This window comes from Paenarthrobacter sp. TE4293, assembly GCF_050435325.1.
GTDB classification, from domain to species: domain Bacteria; phylum Actinomycetota; class Actinomycetes; order Actinomycetales; family Micrococcaceae; genus Arthrobacter; species Arthrobacter nitroguajacolicus_C.
Map to the genome: position 1 here is coordinate 34,163 of NZ_JBNJRY010000001.1, position 16,214 is coordinate 50,376.

Consider the following 16,214-nt stretch of genomic DNA (forward strand, 5'->3'; position numbering starts at 1 on the left):
GTGGAATAGCTCCTTGTCGTCGGCCCGTGTTCGCCGGGCGCGGAACACTCTGTCCACTGACAACCCTAGCGCCGTAGCGTGACGTTATGCGCATCCTGGTCCTCGGTGGTACCGCCTTCCTGTCCGCAGAAATCGCCCGGCAGGCCGTCGCAGCCGGGCATGACTTCACCTGCTTTGCCCGCGGCACGTCGACTGACCCGCCCGACGGCGCCACCTGGGTCAGGGGGGACCGCGCCTTGGGTGCCGCGGCCTATGCGAAGCTCGACGGCGGATGGGACACCGTCGTGGAGGTATCGCGGGATCCCGTGCAGGCCCGTGATGCCTTGGACGGGTTGGGGCGGGCCGCAAGCCATTGGACGTTCGTGTCCAGTTGCTCCGTTTATGCGGATCATTCGGTCCCTGGCGCTGATGAGGACGCCGAGCTGCTGGAGCCGTTGCCGGCCGGAGAAGCCGGTTCTCCGGAGACCTATGGAGAATCCAAATCGGCAATAGAGCAGATGACGGTGGCTTTGGTGGGAGAGAAGGCGCACATCGTCCGCGCAGGACTCATCGGCGGACCGGGGGACGGCACTGACCGGAACGGTTATTGGCCGGCACGATTCGCTGCGGATACTGACACGGTGCTGGTCCCGGACATTCCCGATGCCCCGACGCAGATCATTGACGTCCGGGATCTCGCCGCGTGGATTTTGCGTTCCGCCGAACGGGGGCTGACCGGAACGTACAACGCCTTGGGAGATGCGGTGAGGTTTGCCGACTACATCGCCGCATCCCAACGGGTAGCCGGAACCGTGGAAGAGGACGTGGTCCGCCCTACCGAAGACTGGCTCGTGGAGCACGGCGTCGACTACTGGGCAGGACCGGATTCGCTTCCCCTGTGGCTGCCCCCGGGACACGATGGCTTCCAGGCCCGCTCCAACCGGGCTGCCAGGGAAGCCGGCATGAGCTTGCGGCCATGGCAGGAAACGCTCGCGGCCACGCTCGAGGACGAGAAGCAGCGGGGACTGGACAGGGAACGCAAAGCGGGCCTCAGCCGTGCCACCGAACAAAAGCTCGTGGCACTCTGGCGGGAAGGGCAGCGCTAGGCCGCTGCCGCCGTCGTTGTTGGTTCGTGGAGGACCGGGAAGTTGACGCTCCGGGCGATAAAGCAGACCTGGTTGGCTTCGTGGTGCAGTTGGGCCATCAACCGGTCGTGGCCGGGATCGGCAATGGTGACGTGCGGTTTGAGCGTCACGTTCTCGAATTGGCCGCTGCCGTCCCTGTTGAGCTTCATGAGACCCTCGGCGTGGTCCTCATAGGCTGTGACCACTACCCCGTGCTTCACCGCTACATGGAGGAAGGACAGCATGTGGCACTGGGAGAGGGCAGCGAGCAGCAGTTGCTCCGGATTGTAGCGTGACCGGTCTCCGTGGAAGGTGGGATCAGCGGACCCCTGCAGGGTGGGCAGGCCGGGAATTTCCACGTCGTGGTCCCGCGAATATCGCCGGTAACCGGCCGTGCCCTCACCCAGGTTTCCGGTCCAGCGGACTGTCAGCGCGTAGTGGTGTTCGTTGAGGCCCATGCGGACAGTCTAGCGACGCTGCGCCGACCGTCCGCACGGGCTCGCGACGGGCTTGGCTTAGACGTCTGCGGCCCGGGCACGCAGGGCGCGTGCCACGCCGTCGCGGTTTTCCAGCATCATGCGGCGCAGCGCCGCGCTCTCTTCCGGAAAAGCGGCCAGGAATTCATCCGTGCGGTCCACCGTGGCCTGGGTAGTGAGCTGTGCGGGGTAGAGCCCCACCACAATCTGCTGCGCCAGGGCGTGGGTGCGATCCTTGACGATTCCGGGCACGGCGTCGAAGTACTTCTCCGCGTAGGGCTCCAGCAAAGAGGTGTCCGGGACGCGCATGAAGCCGGCCACAGCCGAGGATTGCAACGCGTTGGAGAGTTCTCCGGTAACCACGATGGAGTCCCAGGCCGCTGCCTTGGCTTCGGCGGTGGGGATGGCTGCTTTCGCCTGGGCGGCCGCATTCTGGCCATTGGAGGTGTTGTCGCGGGCCAGTTCGGCGTCGATGCGTTCCTGGCCTTGGCGTCCGCCGGCCACGAGGGCTGTCAGCAGCTCCCAGCGCATGTCCTGATCCACCGTGAGGCCTTCCAGGGTGTCCACCCCATCCAAGAGGGCCTGGATGCGGTCCAGCTGGGCCTCGCTGCGAGCGAGCTGCGCGTAGGACTTGGCGAACTGCAGCTGTGCATCCGAGCCTGCTTCGACGGTGGAGGCAAGCTCCCAGAGTTTGTCCGCAGCCGCGATGGTGGTGGCGGCTTTGTGGTCGGCGGCAACGTAGTAGGTCAGGGTTGTGGCGAGCTGTCGGAGTTGGACCAGGATGACCGACGAATCCGTCTCGTGGGCGATGTTGGCCAGGATCAGGTCCACGTAGCCGCGGGCGGGGGTTTCGCCGTCGCGTGCGGCATCCCAGGCCGAGCCCCAGACCAGCGTGCGCGGCAGGCTGGCTGCGAAGTCCTTGAGGTGCGCCTTCGCGGTTTCGAGGGAGTGCGAATCGAGGCGGACCTTGGCGTAGGCGAGGTCGTCATCGTTGAGCAGGATCAGGTCCGGGCGGGCGAGCCCTGCCAGGGCAGGTACCTCGGTGCGCGGTCCGTCGACGTCGAGTTCTTCGCGGTGGGTACGTTCCAGTTTTCCGTCGCCGGAGAGCGTGTAGAAGCCGACGGCGAGGCGGTGCGGACGGAGGGTGGGCTGTTCGTCAATGGCGGTCTGCAGGATGGCGAAGCTGGTGATAGTGCCGTTGGGGTCAACCGCGAGTTCCGGGGCGAGGGTGTTCACGCCGGCAGTTTCCAGCCAGAGTTTGCCCCATACGTCCAGGTCGCGGCCGGAAGCGGCTTCAAGCTCCACCATAAGGTCAGCAAGTTCGGTGTTCTTCCAGGCATGCTTTGCGAAGTACGTCCGGACGCCGGCCATGAACTGTTCCGGACCTACCCACGCCACCAATTGGCGGAGCACGGAAGCGCCCTTGGCGTAGGTGATGCCGTCGAAGTTCACCTCGACGTCTTCGAGGTTGTTGATCTCGGCGAAGATCGGGTGCGTGGTGGGCAGCTGGTCCTGCTTGTAGGCCCAGGACTTCTCCACGGAGGCGAACGTGGTCCAGGCCCGATCGAATTCGGTGTTCTCCACTGCGGCCAGGTGCGACATGTATTCGGCGAACGACTCGTTGAGCCAGAGGTCGTTCCACCAGCGCATGGTCACCAGGTCCCCGAACCACATGTGCGCGAGTTCGTGCAGGACGGTGATGGCACGCCGTTCAATCTGGGCGCCGGTGACCTTGCCACGGAACACATAGCCTTCCAGGATGGTCACCGCGCCGGCGTTCTCCATGGCGCCGGCATTGAATTCCGGGACGAACAACTGATCGTACTTTTCGAACGGGTACGGGCAACCGAACTGGGCTTCGAAGAACTCAAAGCCCTGGCGGGTGAGGGTGAAGATGTTGTCCGCGTCGAGGTACTGCATGAGCGATTTGCGGGCAAAGACACCCAACGGGATGACGCGGCCGTCCGAGCTGGTGACCTCGGAACGGACGGACTGGTACGGTCCGGCGATCAAGGCGGTGACGTAGGAGGACAGGCGCGGGGTGGGGGAGAACTTCCACACGGAACGGGCGTTTCCGTCTTCCGCCGCCGGAGCTTCAACGGGTGCCGGTGTGGGGGAGTTGGAGATGACGTCCCAGTGCGATGGCGCGGTAACGGTGAACGTGAAGCTTGCCTTGAGGTCGGGCTGCTCAAAGACAGCGAACATACGCCGGGAGTCTGGAACCTCGAACTGCGTGTACAGGTACACCTCGCCGTCCACAGGGTCGACGAAGCGGTGGAGCCCCTCTCCGGTGTTCATGTAGGGAGCATCGGCGACGACGACGAGCTCGTTGTCGGCGGCCAGGTTGGGAAGGTGGATGCGGACACCGTCCGAGACCTCCGCGGGATCCAGCTCGGTCCCGTTCAACGTCACGCTGTGGACCGTACGGGTGATGGCATCGATAAAAGTGGACGATCCCGGTGCCGCAGAGAAGGTCACCACCGTGGTGGAGCCGAAGACCTCCGAACCCCTTGTCAGGTCCAAAGTGACGTTGTACGACTCGACGTTGAGCAGTTGGGCGCGGATCGCGGCTTCGTCGCGCGTGAGGTTCAGGCCTGGCAAGTGGTGCCTCCGGAAGATTTTAGGATGCCCGGCCATGCGCGGCCGGACGACGGTGTGAAGACATTCTTTCACTCCGTGGCGGGATGGCAAGGAGGGAACCCCACAGTGTCGTCCCACGGAGTAGCGTTGGATTATGGGATCGTTCCGGGACACTCTCGATTTCCGCGCTCTACGGTTTGCGGTTGCTTTTCCGTTGCTCCTCGCCGTCGGATTCGTGGTGTGCGCCCAAATGCTGCGCAACGATCTGCCGAACCCGGTTGCCGTGATGTGGAACGCCGACGGCGGCAGTTCCTTCGCGCCGTTCGGCGCCTACGTGACAGGCGGGGCTGCGCTCGTCATCTTCTGCGGTTGGGCGGTGTTCCTCCAGGCGGTGTCAATTACACGGCCCGTGGTCATGCGGCGCGTCATGATGGGTGTGGGCCTCATGGTCAGCCTCTTCATCACCACGGTGCTGGCGGCCGGACTGGTCGGTCAATCCGGGCTCGCCGATGCGCGCCAGTCCCACGTCGACCCGATTGTTCTGGCCATGGGCAGTGGCGCCGCCCTGGCCCTTGGCATTGTCATGATGTTCGCCTTCAAGCCGGACCCGCGGTGGACCCGTGAGGACGATGTCGCACTCCAGGAGGAATTGATCCTCCTCGAAGACCCGGACCTGGCCCGCGACACGCTCCGGCTGTGGGTGCATGCCCGCAGTTCGGTGTTCATCATGATCATCGTCTCCGCCCTGTTCCCGGCAGCGTTGATAGCGGTAGCAGTCCCATGGCTGGGCGCCTTGGTGGCGGCCGCTGCCTTGGTTGGCGCTGGATTCCTGTTCGCCCGGGTCCGCGCAGACAGGGGAGGGCTGCAGGTGTTCGCCGGTGGCATTGTGCGCGTCCTGACCGTACCCGCCGTCGAGATCGCCGCGGCAGCCCCGGCCGATGTTAAAGCGGCAGACTACGGCGGGTGGGGCTGGCGTCACCACGACGACGCCACGGCCATGCTGGTCAGCAGCGGTCCCGCCGTCGTCGTAAGGAAACTTAACGGGGGCAGGGTAGCGCTCAGCGCCGGTTCCCAGGCCTCCGCCGACAAGCTGGCGGGGGTCCTGAACAGGGCTGCCCACCGCGCCCAGGGCGAGGGGCAGTCCCGACAACCCCGCTAGCGGTACCCTAGGTAGCGCATCCCTCAACGCCGCGCCCCGGCCATATGCCGCCCTGCGCACCAGAAAGAACGGACTTCCTGTGACTACACCCCGCGTCCACATCGCTACTGACCACGCCGGCATGGAACTGAGTGCCCACCTGGTCAGCCACCTCACGGCCAAGGGCTATGAAGTGGTGGACCACGGGCCCAAGGAGTATGACGCCCTGGACGATTACCCCTCCTTCTGCATTAATGCCGGTGTTGCCGTCGTGGCGGATCAGGCAGCCGGCGTGCACGCTCTCGGCATCGTCCTGGGCGGCTCCGGCAACGGCGAGCAAATCGCCGCCAACAAGGTCAAGGGCGTCCGCGCTGCGCTTGCCTGGAACCTGTCCACCGCGAAGCTTGCCCGCGAACACAACGATGCCAACGTCATCGCCGTTGGAGGCCGCCAGCACTCCGTTGAAGAAGCCACGGAGCTTATTGAGGCATTCCTCCAGGAACCGTTCAGCAACGACGAACGCCATGTTCGCCGGATCGGAAAGATCGCGGTATACGAAACCACCGGCGAAATCGTCCAGTAGTGCCGGAAGGGCATTCGGTCCACAGGCTGGCCCGCCAATTCCAGGACGTTTTTGGCGGCCGGCGCTTGGACGTTTCCAGCCCGCAGGGCCGGTTTGCCGCCGGCGCGGAATTGCTGACCGGGCACAGCCTGGTTGAGGCAACGGCGCATGGGAAGCAATTGTTTCTCAGGTTCGACCATGAGCTCTTCCTCCACGTCCACCTGGGGCTCTACGGTGCGTGGAACTTTGGCGGCGACGATTCCTTTACGGGAGCCTCCAGCATTGGTGCTCCGCGCCGCATCGGTGAACGTGAGGCGGGGCCGGTAGCGGCTGAGACGGAGTACACCGGACCACCGGCTCCGGTAGGTGCCGTCCGGGTCCGCCTGGTGTCGGACCACGGCTGGGCCGACCTCCGCGGTGCCACCACCTGCGCAGCCATTACGCCGGCGGAAGCCGCAGCCGTCATGGGACGTCTGGGCCCGGACCCGTTGCACAACCGACCTGGTGACCGCGAGGAATTCATCCGCCGGCTTCGCCGCCGGAAAACTGCCGTGGCCCTGCTGCTGATGGACCAGTCAGTCCTGGCCGGAGTGGGCAACATTTATCGCGCCGAGGTGCTGTTCCGGCAAGCCGTGGATCCTTGGACACCGGGCAGCAATATTGACGAGGAAACGGCCGGACGGCTGTGGGACGACACGGTGGCCACCATGTCCGACGGCGTTCGCGACGGACGGATTGTTACGACGCCTCCCGCGCTGTGGAGTGACGGCGGCGCCGTAGCGCCCGACGCCGATGCCCACTTCGTCTACAAACGTGACGGTCTGCCCTGCCGGGCCTGCGGGACGGTTGTGGGAATGACCGAAATCGGTGCCCGCAAACTGTATTGGTGTCCGGGCTGCCAAATGTAGCTGGTTTCCTGCACCAGTGAGGTACGCAAAAGGGCCCCGATCCGTGGATCGGGGCCCTTTTTGTGGAGGGGACGACGGGAATCGAACCCGCGTAATCAGTTTGGAAGACTGAGGCTTTACCATTAAGCTACGTCCCCGGGAGGGATATCCTGATTCAGGACAACTTCCCGGCGGCTGTTCAAGCCGGGTACAACTAAACCTAATTCCGGCGGCGGTGTCAAATGTGCATTCTTGGCTCGCTTGCCCGTAGACTGTCCTGTGCATTCGGGGTGTAGCTCAGCTTGGCTAGAGCGCCTGCTTTGGGAGCAGGAAGTCGCAGGTTCAAATCCTGTCACCCCGACTCTGTGTTTGCGTCCGCTTCCGGGATGCGACAGAACCCCATACCCACAAAATCAGGAGTACTTAGACTGTGAAGAGCGCTGTCGAGAACCTCACCGCAACGCGGGTCAAGCTCAACGTTGAGGTTCCCTTTGAGGAACTGAAGCCGAGCATCGATGCCGCGTACAAGACCGTTGCTTCGCAGATCCAGGTTCCCGGATTCCGCAAGGGCAAAGTTCCCTCCAAGCTGATCGACCAGCGCGTTGGCCGCGGCTACGTCCTGGAGACCGCCATCAACGATGGCCTCAACGGTTGGTACCAGGCTGCAGTTCAGGAAACCGGTGTCCGCCCCCTGAGCCGTCCCGAAGTTGAAATCACCGAGGTTCCGGACCCGTCCGCAACCGATGGCGAGCTCAAGTTCCAGGTGGAGATCGATGTCCGCCCCGAGATCGAACTGCCGGACTACGCCGGCATCAAGGTTGAGGTCGCGGCTGCCGAGTCCTCCGATGCTGACGTCGACAAGGCACTGGACGAACTGCGCGGCCGCTTCGGCACGCTGAAGTCCGTTGAGCGCCCTGCCAAGAACGACGACTTCCTGACCATCGATATCACCGCCACCATTGACGGCGAAGAGATCGATTCCGCGTCCGGCCTGTCCTACCAGGTTGGCGCCGGCACCATGCTTGAAGGCCTGGACGAAGCCGTGACCGGCCTCTCTGCCGATGAAGAAGCAATTTTCGACACCACGCTGGTCGGCGGCGACCACGCCGGCGAAGCTGCCCAGGTGAAGGTTGTCGTCAAGGCCGTCAAGGAGCGCGAACTCCCCGAGGCCAACGACGACTTTGCCCAGCTCGCCTCCGAGTTCGACACCCTTGCCGAGCTCCGCGAGGACCTCGCCAAGCAGGCTGCCGACTCCAAGGTTGTTGAGCAGGGCGTTGAAGCCCGCGACAAGGTCCTGGACAAGCTCGTTGAGCTCGTAGAGGTTCCCGTCCCGGATTCCGTGGTCGAAGAGCAGCTCGAATCCCACTTCAACCCGGAAAACGCCCACGGCGAAGGCGATCACGACACCGAGGAGCACCGCGCCGAGGTCAAAGCCAACACGGAACGTGCGTTCCAGAACGAGATCATCCTTGACGCCATCGCGGACAAGGAAGAAGTGGACGTCAGCCAGAACGAGCTGATCGACTACATCGTCACCACCGCAAGCCAGTACGGCATGGACCCCAACCAGTTCGCTCAGATCATCGACCAGAGCGGTCAGGTTCCCATGATGGTTTCCGAGGTCCGCCGCCGCAAGGCGCTGGCCGTTGTGCTGGGCCAGGCCGAGGTTGTCGACTCCGAGGGCAACAAGGTTGACCTCACCGACTTCGTACGCCCTGCCGGCGAAGCAGCAGCCGAAGAGGCTGCAGCTGTTGAGGCACCAGAGGAAGCGGACGCTGCAGCAAGCGACGACCCCGCAGCAGTGAAGTTCTAGTCAACGACTTCAACCGGCCCCGGATCTCCTGATCCGGGGCCGGTTTGCTTTAAGGCTGCACATTGGTGCTGAACGCAGACGTGCGCCGTCAGCGAACAGCGCGATTCCGGCGAACAAATCACCCCGGAAAACGGTTAGTGTCCAAGTAGTGAAGTTCAGTGAGGTCACTGGCACCAGCGAGAGGTAAGTACTTATGTCACAGCAATCAGAGGCTCCCCGGATGGCAACTGTCGATCCCGCAGCCCAGGACAACTACATCTACAACCGCCTGCTGAAAGAGCGCATTATCTGGCTCGGCTCTGAAGTCCGTGACGAGAATGCCAACGCCATCTGCTCGCAGCTCCTCCTCCTCTCGGCCGAAGACCCTGAGAAGGACATCTACCTGTACATCAACTCCCCGGGTGGATCCGTAACGGCCGGCATGGCCATCTACGACACCATGCAGTTCATCCCGAACGACGTCGTCACTGTCGCGACGGGCCTGGCTGCCTCCATGGGTCAGTTCCTGCTGTCATCCGGCACGAAGGGCAAGCGTTACGCCACGCCCAACGCCCGTATCCTGATGCACCAGCCCTCCGGCGGTATCGGCGGCACGGCCTCGGACATCAAGATCCAGGCGGAACTGATCCTGCACATGAAGAAAGTCATGGCGGAACTCACGGCTGAGCAGACCGGCCAGTCCGTGGAGACCATTCTCAAGGACAACGATCGCGATAAGTGGTTCACGGCCACTGAGGCGCTGGAGTACGGCTTCTTCGACAAGATCTCGGCACACGCCGGTTCTGTCGCCGGCGGCGGCGGAACGGCCAACCAGTCGGGCACAGAGTCGAACTCCGAAAACTAACCGGCACAAAGAACCACTGAAAACCCCAGGAGTAAAGAACATGAACTACAACTTCGGATGGTCTGCCGGTAACCTCCCGTCCAGCCGTTACGTCCTGCCCCAGTTTGAAGAGCGCACGCCCTATGGCTTCAAGCGCCAGGACCCCTACACCAAGCTCTTCGAGGACCGCATCATCTTCCTCGGTGTCCAGGTTGACGACGCATCCGCTGACGACATCATGGCCCAGTTGCTGGTCCTTGAGTCCACGGATCCGGACCGCGACATCACCTTGTACATCAACTCGCCGGGTGGTTCGTTCACCGCCATGACGGCCATCTACGACACCATGCAATACATCCGCCCGGAGATCCAGACGGTGTGCTTGGGACAGGCTGCCAGTGCGGCAGCTGTCCTGCTCGCCGCCGGTACACCCGGCAAGCGTCTGGCACTTCCGAACGCACGTGTCCTGATCCACCAGCCGGCTCTCTCCGGTGGCCAGGGTGGACAGGCCTCGGACCTCGAGATCCAGGCCGCGGAAGTCATGCGCATGCGCACCTGGCTCGAGGATACGTTGGCGCACCACTCGGGCCGTACGTCCGAGCAGGTCAACAATGACATCGAGCGTGACAAGATCCTCACGGCTGCAGATGCCTTGAGCTACGGTCTCATTGACCAGGTCCTGGACTCCCGGAAGATCAAGCCGCAGGCAATCACCCGGTAGCACACGGAATTCGACGCCGGTGCGGTTCGCGAAATATGGACCGCACCGGCGTTCTGTTTCCACCCAAGCAGCCCATTGTGACCTAGAGTGGATGTTGTCACGGTGGTGCCAACCGCGGCCTGGCCGCACACTTGAGTACGGCGCGGAGCCACATCACCCGCATGCAACGAAGGGATTCCCACATGGCTCGGATTGGCGAGAGCACGGACCTGCTGAAGTGTTCTTTCTGCGGAAAGAGCCAAAAGCAGGTACGGAAGCTGATTGCCGGGCCCGGTGTCTACATCTGCGATGAGTGCATCGAGCTTTGCAACGAGATCATCGAAGAGGAACTCGCTGAAGTTTCCGATCTCGGCAGTTTCGAACTGCCGAAGCCCCGTGAGATCTTTGACTTCCTGCAGGAATACGTCATCGGCCAGGAACCCGCGAAACGGTCGCTGGCCGTAGCCGTCTACAACCATTACAAGCGCATCCAGGCCGGCCATGCTCCCAAGACCGGCAGTCTCGGCGAGGGATCGCACCACGAGGACGTGGAGATCGCCAAGTCCAACATTCTCCTGATCGGCCCCACCGGTTGCGGTAAGACCTACCTCGCCCAGACGTTGGCCCGTCGGCTCAACGTGCCGTTCGCCGTCGCAGATGCGACGGCCCTGACGGAGGCCGGCTACGTTGGCGAGGACGTCGAAAACATCCTGCTCAAGCTCATCCAGGCCGCTGACTATGACGTCAAGAAGGCCGAGCAAGGCATTATCTATATTGACGAGATCGACAAGATCTCCCGGAAGAGCGAGAACCCTTCGATCACGCGGGATGTCTCCGGCGAGGGTGTGCAGCAGGCACTCTTGAAAATTCTCGAGGGAACTGTGGCCTCCGTGCCCCCTCAGGGTGGGCGTAAGCACCCCCATCAGGAATTCATCCAGATTGACACCACCAACGTGCTGTTCATTGTGGCCGGCGCCTTTGCGGGCCTTGAGGACATCATTGGCTCGCGGTCCGGCCGCAAGGGTATTGGCTTCGGTGCCCCGCTCAACGAGGCCCGGGACAATGTGGACACCTACGGTGAGGTAATGCCCGAGGATCTGCTGAAATTCGGCCTGATCCCGGAATTCATTGGCCGCCTTCCGGTGATCACCACCGTGTCCAGTTTGGACCGGCCCGCCCTGATCCAGATTCTGTCCACCCCGAAGAACGCGCTGGTGAAGCAATACCAGAAAATGTTCCAGCTGGACGGCGTGGACCTGCAGTTCGACGACGACGCCCTGGATTCCATTGCGGATCAGGCCCTCGAACGCGGTACTGGTGCCCGTGGGCTCCGGGCCATCATGGAAGAAGTGTTGCTTCCGGTCATGTTCGATCTTCCGAGCAGGGACGACATCGCCACGGTTGTTATCACTGCTGATGTGGTGCTGCATAAAGCCCAGCCGACCATGATCGCCCATGATGTGGTGGCCAAGCGGCGGAATAAGTCGGCCTGATAGCCTGTTGGCCCTAATACCGTGAGGACCGCGGGCCAAGCCATGATTTCCACCTTTCCGAGGAGTTCCCTGTGCCTGAACAGACTGTGCCTGAAACGATCGTGACCGACGAGACCGTCAACAAAGCCGATTTCTGGTTTGACCCGGTCTGCCCGTTCGCGTGGATCACGTCGCGGTGGATTGGCGAGGTGGAAGCAGTGCGTGGCATCCGGACAGAGTGGCACGTCATGAGTCTTTCCGTCCTCAACGAGGGCCGTGACCTTCCTGCTGATTACAGGGCCATGATGGACGACAGCTGGGGGCCGGTTCGCGTGATCATCGCAGCCCAGGAACTCCACGGCAGCAGCTACGTCAAGCCCCTGTACGACGCCATGGGAGAGCAAATCCACCATGAGGGCAATAAGGACCGCTCTTCGGTGATTCAGAAGGCCTTGGCAGAAGTCGGCCTCCCCGCTGAACTGGCACGCTTCGCCCACTCCGACGAGTATGACGCTGCCTTGCGCTCAAGCCACGAAGCAGGTATTTCGCTGGTGGGCCAGGATGTCGGTACACCGGTGGTGGCCGTCAACGGAACGGCCTTCTTCGGTCCCGTGCTGACACGTATTCCCCGTGGTGAAGAAGCCGGGAAGATGTGGGACGCGACGGTGACCCTGGCTGGCTACCCGCACTTCTTTGAGTTGAAGCGGAGCCGCAGCGAATCCCCCGAATTCGGCTGATTCTGAAACAAAGGCCCCGGCCGTCAACGCTACTTCAGGAAACGTGAGGTCCGTCGGTCGGCGAGGATCTTGCCGTTGGTCTGGCAGGTGGCGCAGTATTGCAGGGAGGTGTCCGCGAAGGACACCTCCCTTACTGTGTCCCCACATACCGGGCATGGAAGTCCAGTCCGCGCGTGTACCCGGAAGTTGCTGCGTTTGGTGTCCTTGAGCTCACTGGACGGCTTGCCCGCTGCAGCGTTAACGGCTCCCACCAGGATCTCCTGCATGGCTTCGTAGAGCCTCGAGACCGTCGCGTGGTCCAGGGTCTTCGCGCTGGTGAAGGGGGAGATTTTCGCTGCGTGGAGGATTTCGTCACTGTAGGCGTTGCCGATGCCGGCGATGACGCTTTGGCTCCGCAGCAGTCCTTTGATCTGCTGGGAACTGGACCCCAGCATCGCCGCGAGGGCGTCGAGGTCGAAGTCGGGACTGAGTGGCTCCGGGCCGAGCGTCGCAATGCCAGGTACGTCCTGAGGTTCTTTGACCACGTAGATGGCAAGGCTCTTCTTGGTTCCCGCTTCCGTGAGGTCAACACCAATGTGGGTATCGTCGGCAGGGCGGTGGAGCAGCAGGCGTGCAGAGATGTTGCTTTTGCCCATGCGCAGCCCGGCGGAGGAAGGGTGCTCGGTGTACCGGACCCACCCGGCCTTGGCCAGATGGAAGATGAAAAACAAGCCGTCCATGTCCATGCACACGAACTTGCCGATGCGTTGGACGCCCTGCACTGTACGGCTTTCGAGGGCGCTGTACGGCGGGTCGGCGGTCTTCAATGCGGAGAAGGAGTTGATGCGGACTTCGTTGAGCACGGCACCGCGCAGTTGGGTGTCCAGATACATGCACAGGCCGTGCACTTCGGGGAGTTCCGGCATGGTCAATACTTTGCCACAGGAAGCCCCCGCTGCGTAGGAAAACTACAGGATTGTAGTTCTTCCGGAGCTCTTGTGCATTGCTTTTAGCGGGACAACAATGGTTCTTACCCACTTCGAAAGAAGAGGGACACGGAAACCAAAGATTCAGTGATTTGCAACCAACGCAGCCTTTGGCAAAGTTGGAAGCAGGCTACCAGTGATGAGGTAGGAAGACCTGAAATTCCCAGGATTCCGCCAGACTGTCAAGACATCACCAGACAGCCGAAAAGTCGAAGCCCCACCAACGGCAAAACGCTGATGGGGCTTCCCCTTTGCCCACAATCAACCGGGCTCGTTATCTTCCGGGACTATGGCTGGGACGCGGTTGCTTCCTCCGCCGGAGCCAGGACAACGTCGCTGACTGTCAATTCACCTTCGCCGGACTGCAGGGTGATTTCCTGCGCGTTGGCGGCTGCCTTCAGATCGCCCAGGCCTGCCTTCAACTGGGCAACCAGGACCTCCGAGGCTGTGATGGATGCCGACAGCACCTCGGTGCGCTGCTTGACCTTCGCCTCGGACTTGGCCTTGCGGATGCCGCTGAGCGCTATGCCCACCGTGCCCAGCATGGTGGTGTCGCCGTCGGTGATGTCCAAGGCGGCAGGCCACTGCGCGCGGTGAACCGATCCTGTGCGCCACCAGCCCCAGACCTCTTCGGTGGCGAAGGGCAGGAACGGCGCGAACAGGCGCAGGAGGGAGTCCAGCGTTGTCGCCAGGGCGGCCAGGACAGAAGCCTGCTCGGTCTCGCCTGCCGCCCCATAGGCGCGGTCCTTGATGAGCTCCACGTAGTCATCCGTGAACTGCCAGAAGAAGGACTCGGTGATCTGGAGCGCACGGGCGTAGTCGTAGTTCTCGAACGCCTTGGTGGACTGGGCAACAACGTCGGACAGTTGTGCCAGCAGCGCACGGTCCAAGGGGTTGGTCAGTACCGAGAGGTCGGAGGTCACCACCGAGTTCTCCGTGGCGCCCAGGTTCAACACAAACTTGGAAGCGTTCAAGAGTTTGATGGCCAGACGGCGGCCGATCTTCATCTGGGCGATTTCATAGGCAGTGTCTGCACCCAGCTTTGCCGAGGCCGCCCAGTAACGGACGGCGTCGGAACCGAACTCGTTAAGCACATCGGTGGGCACCACCACGTTGCCCTTGGACTTGGACATTTTCTTGCGGTCCGGGTCCAGGATCCAGCCGGAGATGGCGGCATGCTTCCACGGTGCATTTTTCTGCAAGGCATCGGCACGGACGGCCGAGGAGAACAGCCAGGTGCGGATGATGTCATGGCCCTGGGGACGGAGATCGAAGGGGTAGACCTTGGAGAACAGGTCCTCGTCACGGCTCCAGCCACCCACAATCTGGGGAGTCAGTGAAGACGTTGCCCACGTATCCAGGACGTCGGCGTCACCTGTGAAGCCGTTGGCCTGGTCACGCTGTGCTTCCTCGAACCCGGGGGCGGCGTCCGCAGCAGGGTCAACGGGCAGCATTTCGTCCGAAGGCAGGATGGGGTTGTTGTAATCCGGGTTGCCCTGGGCGTCCAACGGGTACCAAACAGGGATGGGTACGCCGAAGAAGCGCTGGCGGGAGACCAGCCAGTCGCCGTTCAGGCCAGCGATCCAGTTCTCGTAGCGGGACCGCATGAAGGCCGGGTGGAAGGTAATTTCCTGGCCCCGGCCGATCAAGCGCTCGCGACGATCCTCATCGCGGCCACCGTTGCGGATATACCACTGACGGGACGTGACAACTTCGAGGGGCTTGTCGCCCTTTTCGAAGAAGTTCACCGGGTGGGTGATCTTCTTCGGTTCGCCGTCCAGCAGGTCCGCTGCCTTGAGAAGTTCCACCACGGCTTCCTTGGCGGAGAAGGCAGTCTTACCGGCAATCGCGGCATAGGCTTCCTTGCCGGCCTCGGTGGTGATCCACTCGGGGGTTTCGGCGATGATGCGGCCGTCCCGACCCATGATGGCGCGGGTGGGCAACTGGAGTTCACGCCACCATGTGACGTCGGTCAGGTCACCGAACGTACACACCATGGCGATGCCGGAGCCCTTGTCGGCCTTGGCAAGGGGGTGGGCTTTCACTTCAAGCTCGACGTCGAAGAGCGGGGACTTCACGGTCTTGCCGAACAGCGGCTGGTACCGTTCGTCGTCGGGGTTCGCCACCAACGCGGCGCACGCAGCGAGCAGTTCCGGGCGTGTGGTCTCGATGAAGACCTTCCCGCCATCTTCAGTGAAGAAGGGGTAGCGGTAATAGGCGCCGGCAACGTCGCGGTCCTCGAGCTCGGCCTGGGCCACGGCGGTGCGGAAAGTGACGTCCCACAGGGTGGGTGCCTCAGCCATGTAGGCGTCGCCGGCGGACAGGTTGGCCAGGAAGGCGCGCTGCGATACGGCACGGGAGGTGTCGTCAATCGTGCGGTAGGTCAGGTCCCAGTCCACGGACAGTCCAAGGGTCTGGAACAGATTCTCGAAGACCTTCTCGTCCTCAACTGCGAGTTGCTCGCACAATTCGATGAAGTTGCGGCGCGAGACGACGTCGAAGTCGCGCTGGTTCTTGGCCGGCTGTGCCGGGGGCGTGTAGTCGGCCTTGTAAGGGATGGCGGGATCGCAACGCACACCGTAGTAGTTCTGGACGCGGCGCTCGGTGGGCAGGCCATTGTCGTCCCAACCCATGGGGTAGAAGACGTTCTTGCCGGTCATGCGCATGTAGCGGGCCTGGACGTCGGTCTGGGTGAAGGAGAACATGTGGCCCACGTGGAGCGAGCCCGAGGCCGTGGGTGGGGGAGTGTCGATCGAGTAGACCTGCTCCCGGGTGGTGTCCGGGTTGAACTTGTAGGTTCCTTCTGAAAGCCAGCGCTGCGTCAAGGCAGCCTCGAGGCCTTCAAGGGCCGGCTTGTCGGGAACGTTGATGGGGGCGGTGGCGGGCGTGTCTGTACCCTGCGTTGATTCAGCCATGGACCAATTGTTTCATGGCCCGGCGTGACAACCCGCCGCTGGG

At 62.7% G+C, this 16,214-nt stretch carries 13 protein-coding genes and 2 tRNA genes; 10 read left to right on the top strand and 5 right to left on the bottom strand.

Annotated elements, in window-relative coordinates:
• The first annotated feature begins 86 nt into the window (after positions 1–86).
• Entirely contained in the window at positions 87–1,085 is a 999-nt protein-coding gene (locus tag QF015_RS00215) for an epimerase (RefSeq protein ID WP_429386125.1), read from the top strand.
• On the opposite strand, the gene QF015_RS00220 is transcribed toward QF015_RS00215, so the two are convergent.
• Together QF015_RS00220 and pepN are read right to left on the bottom strand one after the other, a co-directional pair.
• Positions 1,082–1,561: an OsmC family protein gene (locus QF015_RS00220; protein WP_429386127.1), complete on the bottom strand. Its 480-nt coding sequence runs from the start codon at positions 1,559–1,561 to the stop codon at positions 1,082–1,084. The two genes, QF015_RS00215 and QF015_RS00220, sit on opposite strands and share 4 nt — an antisense overlap.
• Positions 1,562–1,618: 57 nt before the next feature.
• Positions 1,619–4,180, bottom strand: a complete 2,562-nt coding sequence (gene pepN / locus QF015_RS00225; RefSeq protein WP_429386130.1) for an aminopeptidase N — start codon at positions 4,178–4,180, stop codon at positions 1,619–1,621.
• 133 nt (positions 4,181–4,313) lie between these two features.
• Here pepN and QF015_RS00230 point away from each other — a divergent pair, with 133 nt between their 5' ends.
• The 3 genes from QF015_RS00230 (at position 4,314) to QF015_RS00240 (ending at position 6,767) form a co-directional block, all read left to right on the top strand.
• Complete coding sequence (locus tag QF015_RS00230) at positions 4,314–5,318, top strand: hypothetical protein (RefSeq protein ID WP_310204195.1); 1,005 nt, start codon at positions 4,314–4,316, stop codon at positions 5,316–5,318.
• A gap of 79 nt (positions 5,319–5,397) precedes the next feature.
• Positions 5,398–5,880, top strand: coding sequence for a ribose-5-phosphate isomerase (locus QF015_RS00235; RefSeq protein WP_310204198.1), 483 nt, complete (start codon positions 5,398–5,400; stop codon positions 5,878–5,880).
• A complete protein-coding gene (locus QF015_RS00240) occupies positions 5,880–6,767 on the top strand; it encodes an Fpg/Nei family DNA glycosylase (protein WP_429386134.1) in 888 nt (295 codons plus the stop codon). Before QF015_RS00235 ends, QF015_RS00240 begins: the two co-directional genes overlap by 1 nt.
• 63 nt (positions 6,768–6,830) lie before the next feature.
• Here QF015_RS00240 and QF015_RS00245 read toward each other — a convergent pair.
• Positions 6,831–6,904, bottom strand: a tRNA-Gly gene (locus QF015_RS00245).
• 128 nt (positions 6,905–7,032) lie between these two features.
• On the opposite strand from QF015_RS00245, the gene QF015_RS00250 reads away from it, so the two are divergent.
• From QF015_RS00250 to QF015_RS00275, 6 genes are all read left to right on the top strand, one after another.
• Positions 7,033–7,107, top strand: a tRNA-Pro gene (locus QF015_RS00250).
• A gap of 69 nt (positions 7,108–7,176) precedes the next feature.
• Entirely contained in the window at positions 7,177–8,559 is a 1,383-nt protein-coding gene (tig, locus tag QF015_RS00255; protein WP_310204204.1) for a trigger factor, read from the top strand.
• A gap of 220 nt (positions 8,560–8,779) precedes the next feature.
• On the top strand, positions 8,780–9,403 hold the full coding sequence (locus QF015_RS00260) for an ATP-dependent Clp protease proteolytic subunit (protein ID WP_429387020.1): 624 nt from the start codon (positions 8,780–8,782) through the stop codon (positions 9,401–9,403).
• Between the two features lie 40 nt (positions 9,404–9,443).
• A complete protein-coding gene (locus QF015_RS00265) occupies positions 9,444–10,103 on the top strand; it encodes an ATP-dependent Clp protease proteolytic subunit (RefSeq protein WP_024816918.1) in 660 nt (219 codons plus the stop codon).
• Between the two features lie 182 nt (positions 10,104–10,285).
• Complete coding sequence (gene clpX, locus QF015_RS00270) at positions 10,286–11,575, top strand: ATP-dependent Clp protease ATP-binding subunit ClpX (RefSeq protein ID WP_310204208.1); 1,290 nt, start codon at positions 10,286–10,288, stop codon at positions 11,573–11,575.
• Between the two features lie 71 nt (positions 11,576–11,646).
• Complete coding sequence (locus QF015_RS00275; RefSeq protein WP_429386138.1) at positions 11,647–12,291, top strand: DsbA family protein; 645 nt, start codon at positions 11,647–11,649, stop codon at positions 12,289–12,291.
• Between the two features lie 29 nt (positions 12,292–12,320).
• Here QF015_RS00275 and QF015_RS00280 read toward each other — a convergent pair whose 3' ends face one another.
• Together QF015_RS00280 and valS are read right to left on the bottom strand one after the other, a co-directional pair.
• Positions 12,321–13,196: an Fpg/Nei family DNA glycosylase gene (locus QF015_RS00280; RefSeq protein ID WP_429386140.1), complete on the bottom strand. Its 876-nt coding sequence runs from the start codon at positions 13,194–13,196 to the stop codon at positions 12,321–12,323.
• Positions 13,197–13,543: 347 nt separating this feature from the next.
• A complete protein-coding gene (gene valS, locus QF015_RS00285) occupies positions 13,544–16,171 on the bottom strand; it encodes a valine--tRNA ligase (RefSeq protein ID WP_429386143.1) in 2,628 nt (875 codons plus the stop codon).
• Between the last annotated feature and the right edge of the window lie 43 nt (positions 16,172–16,214).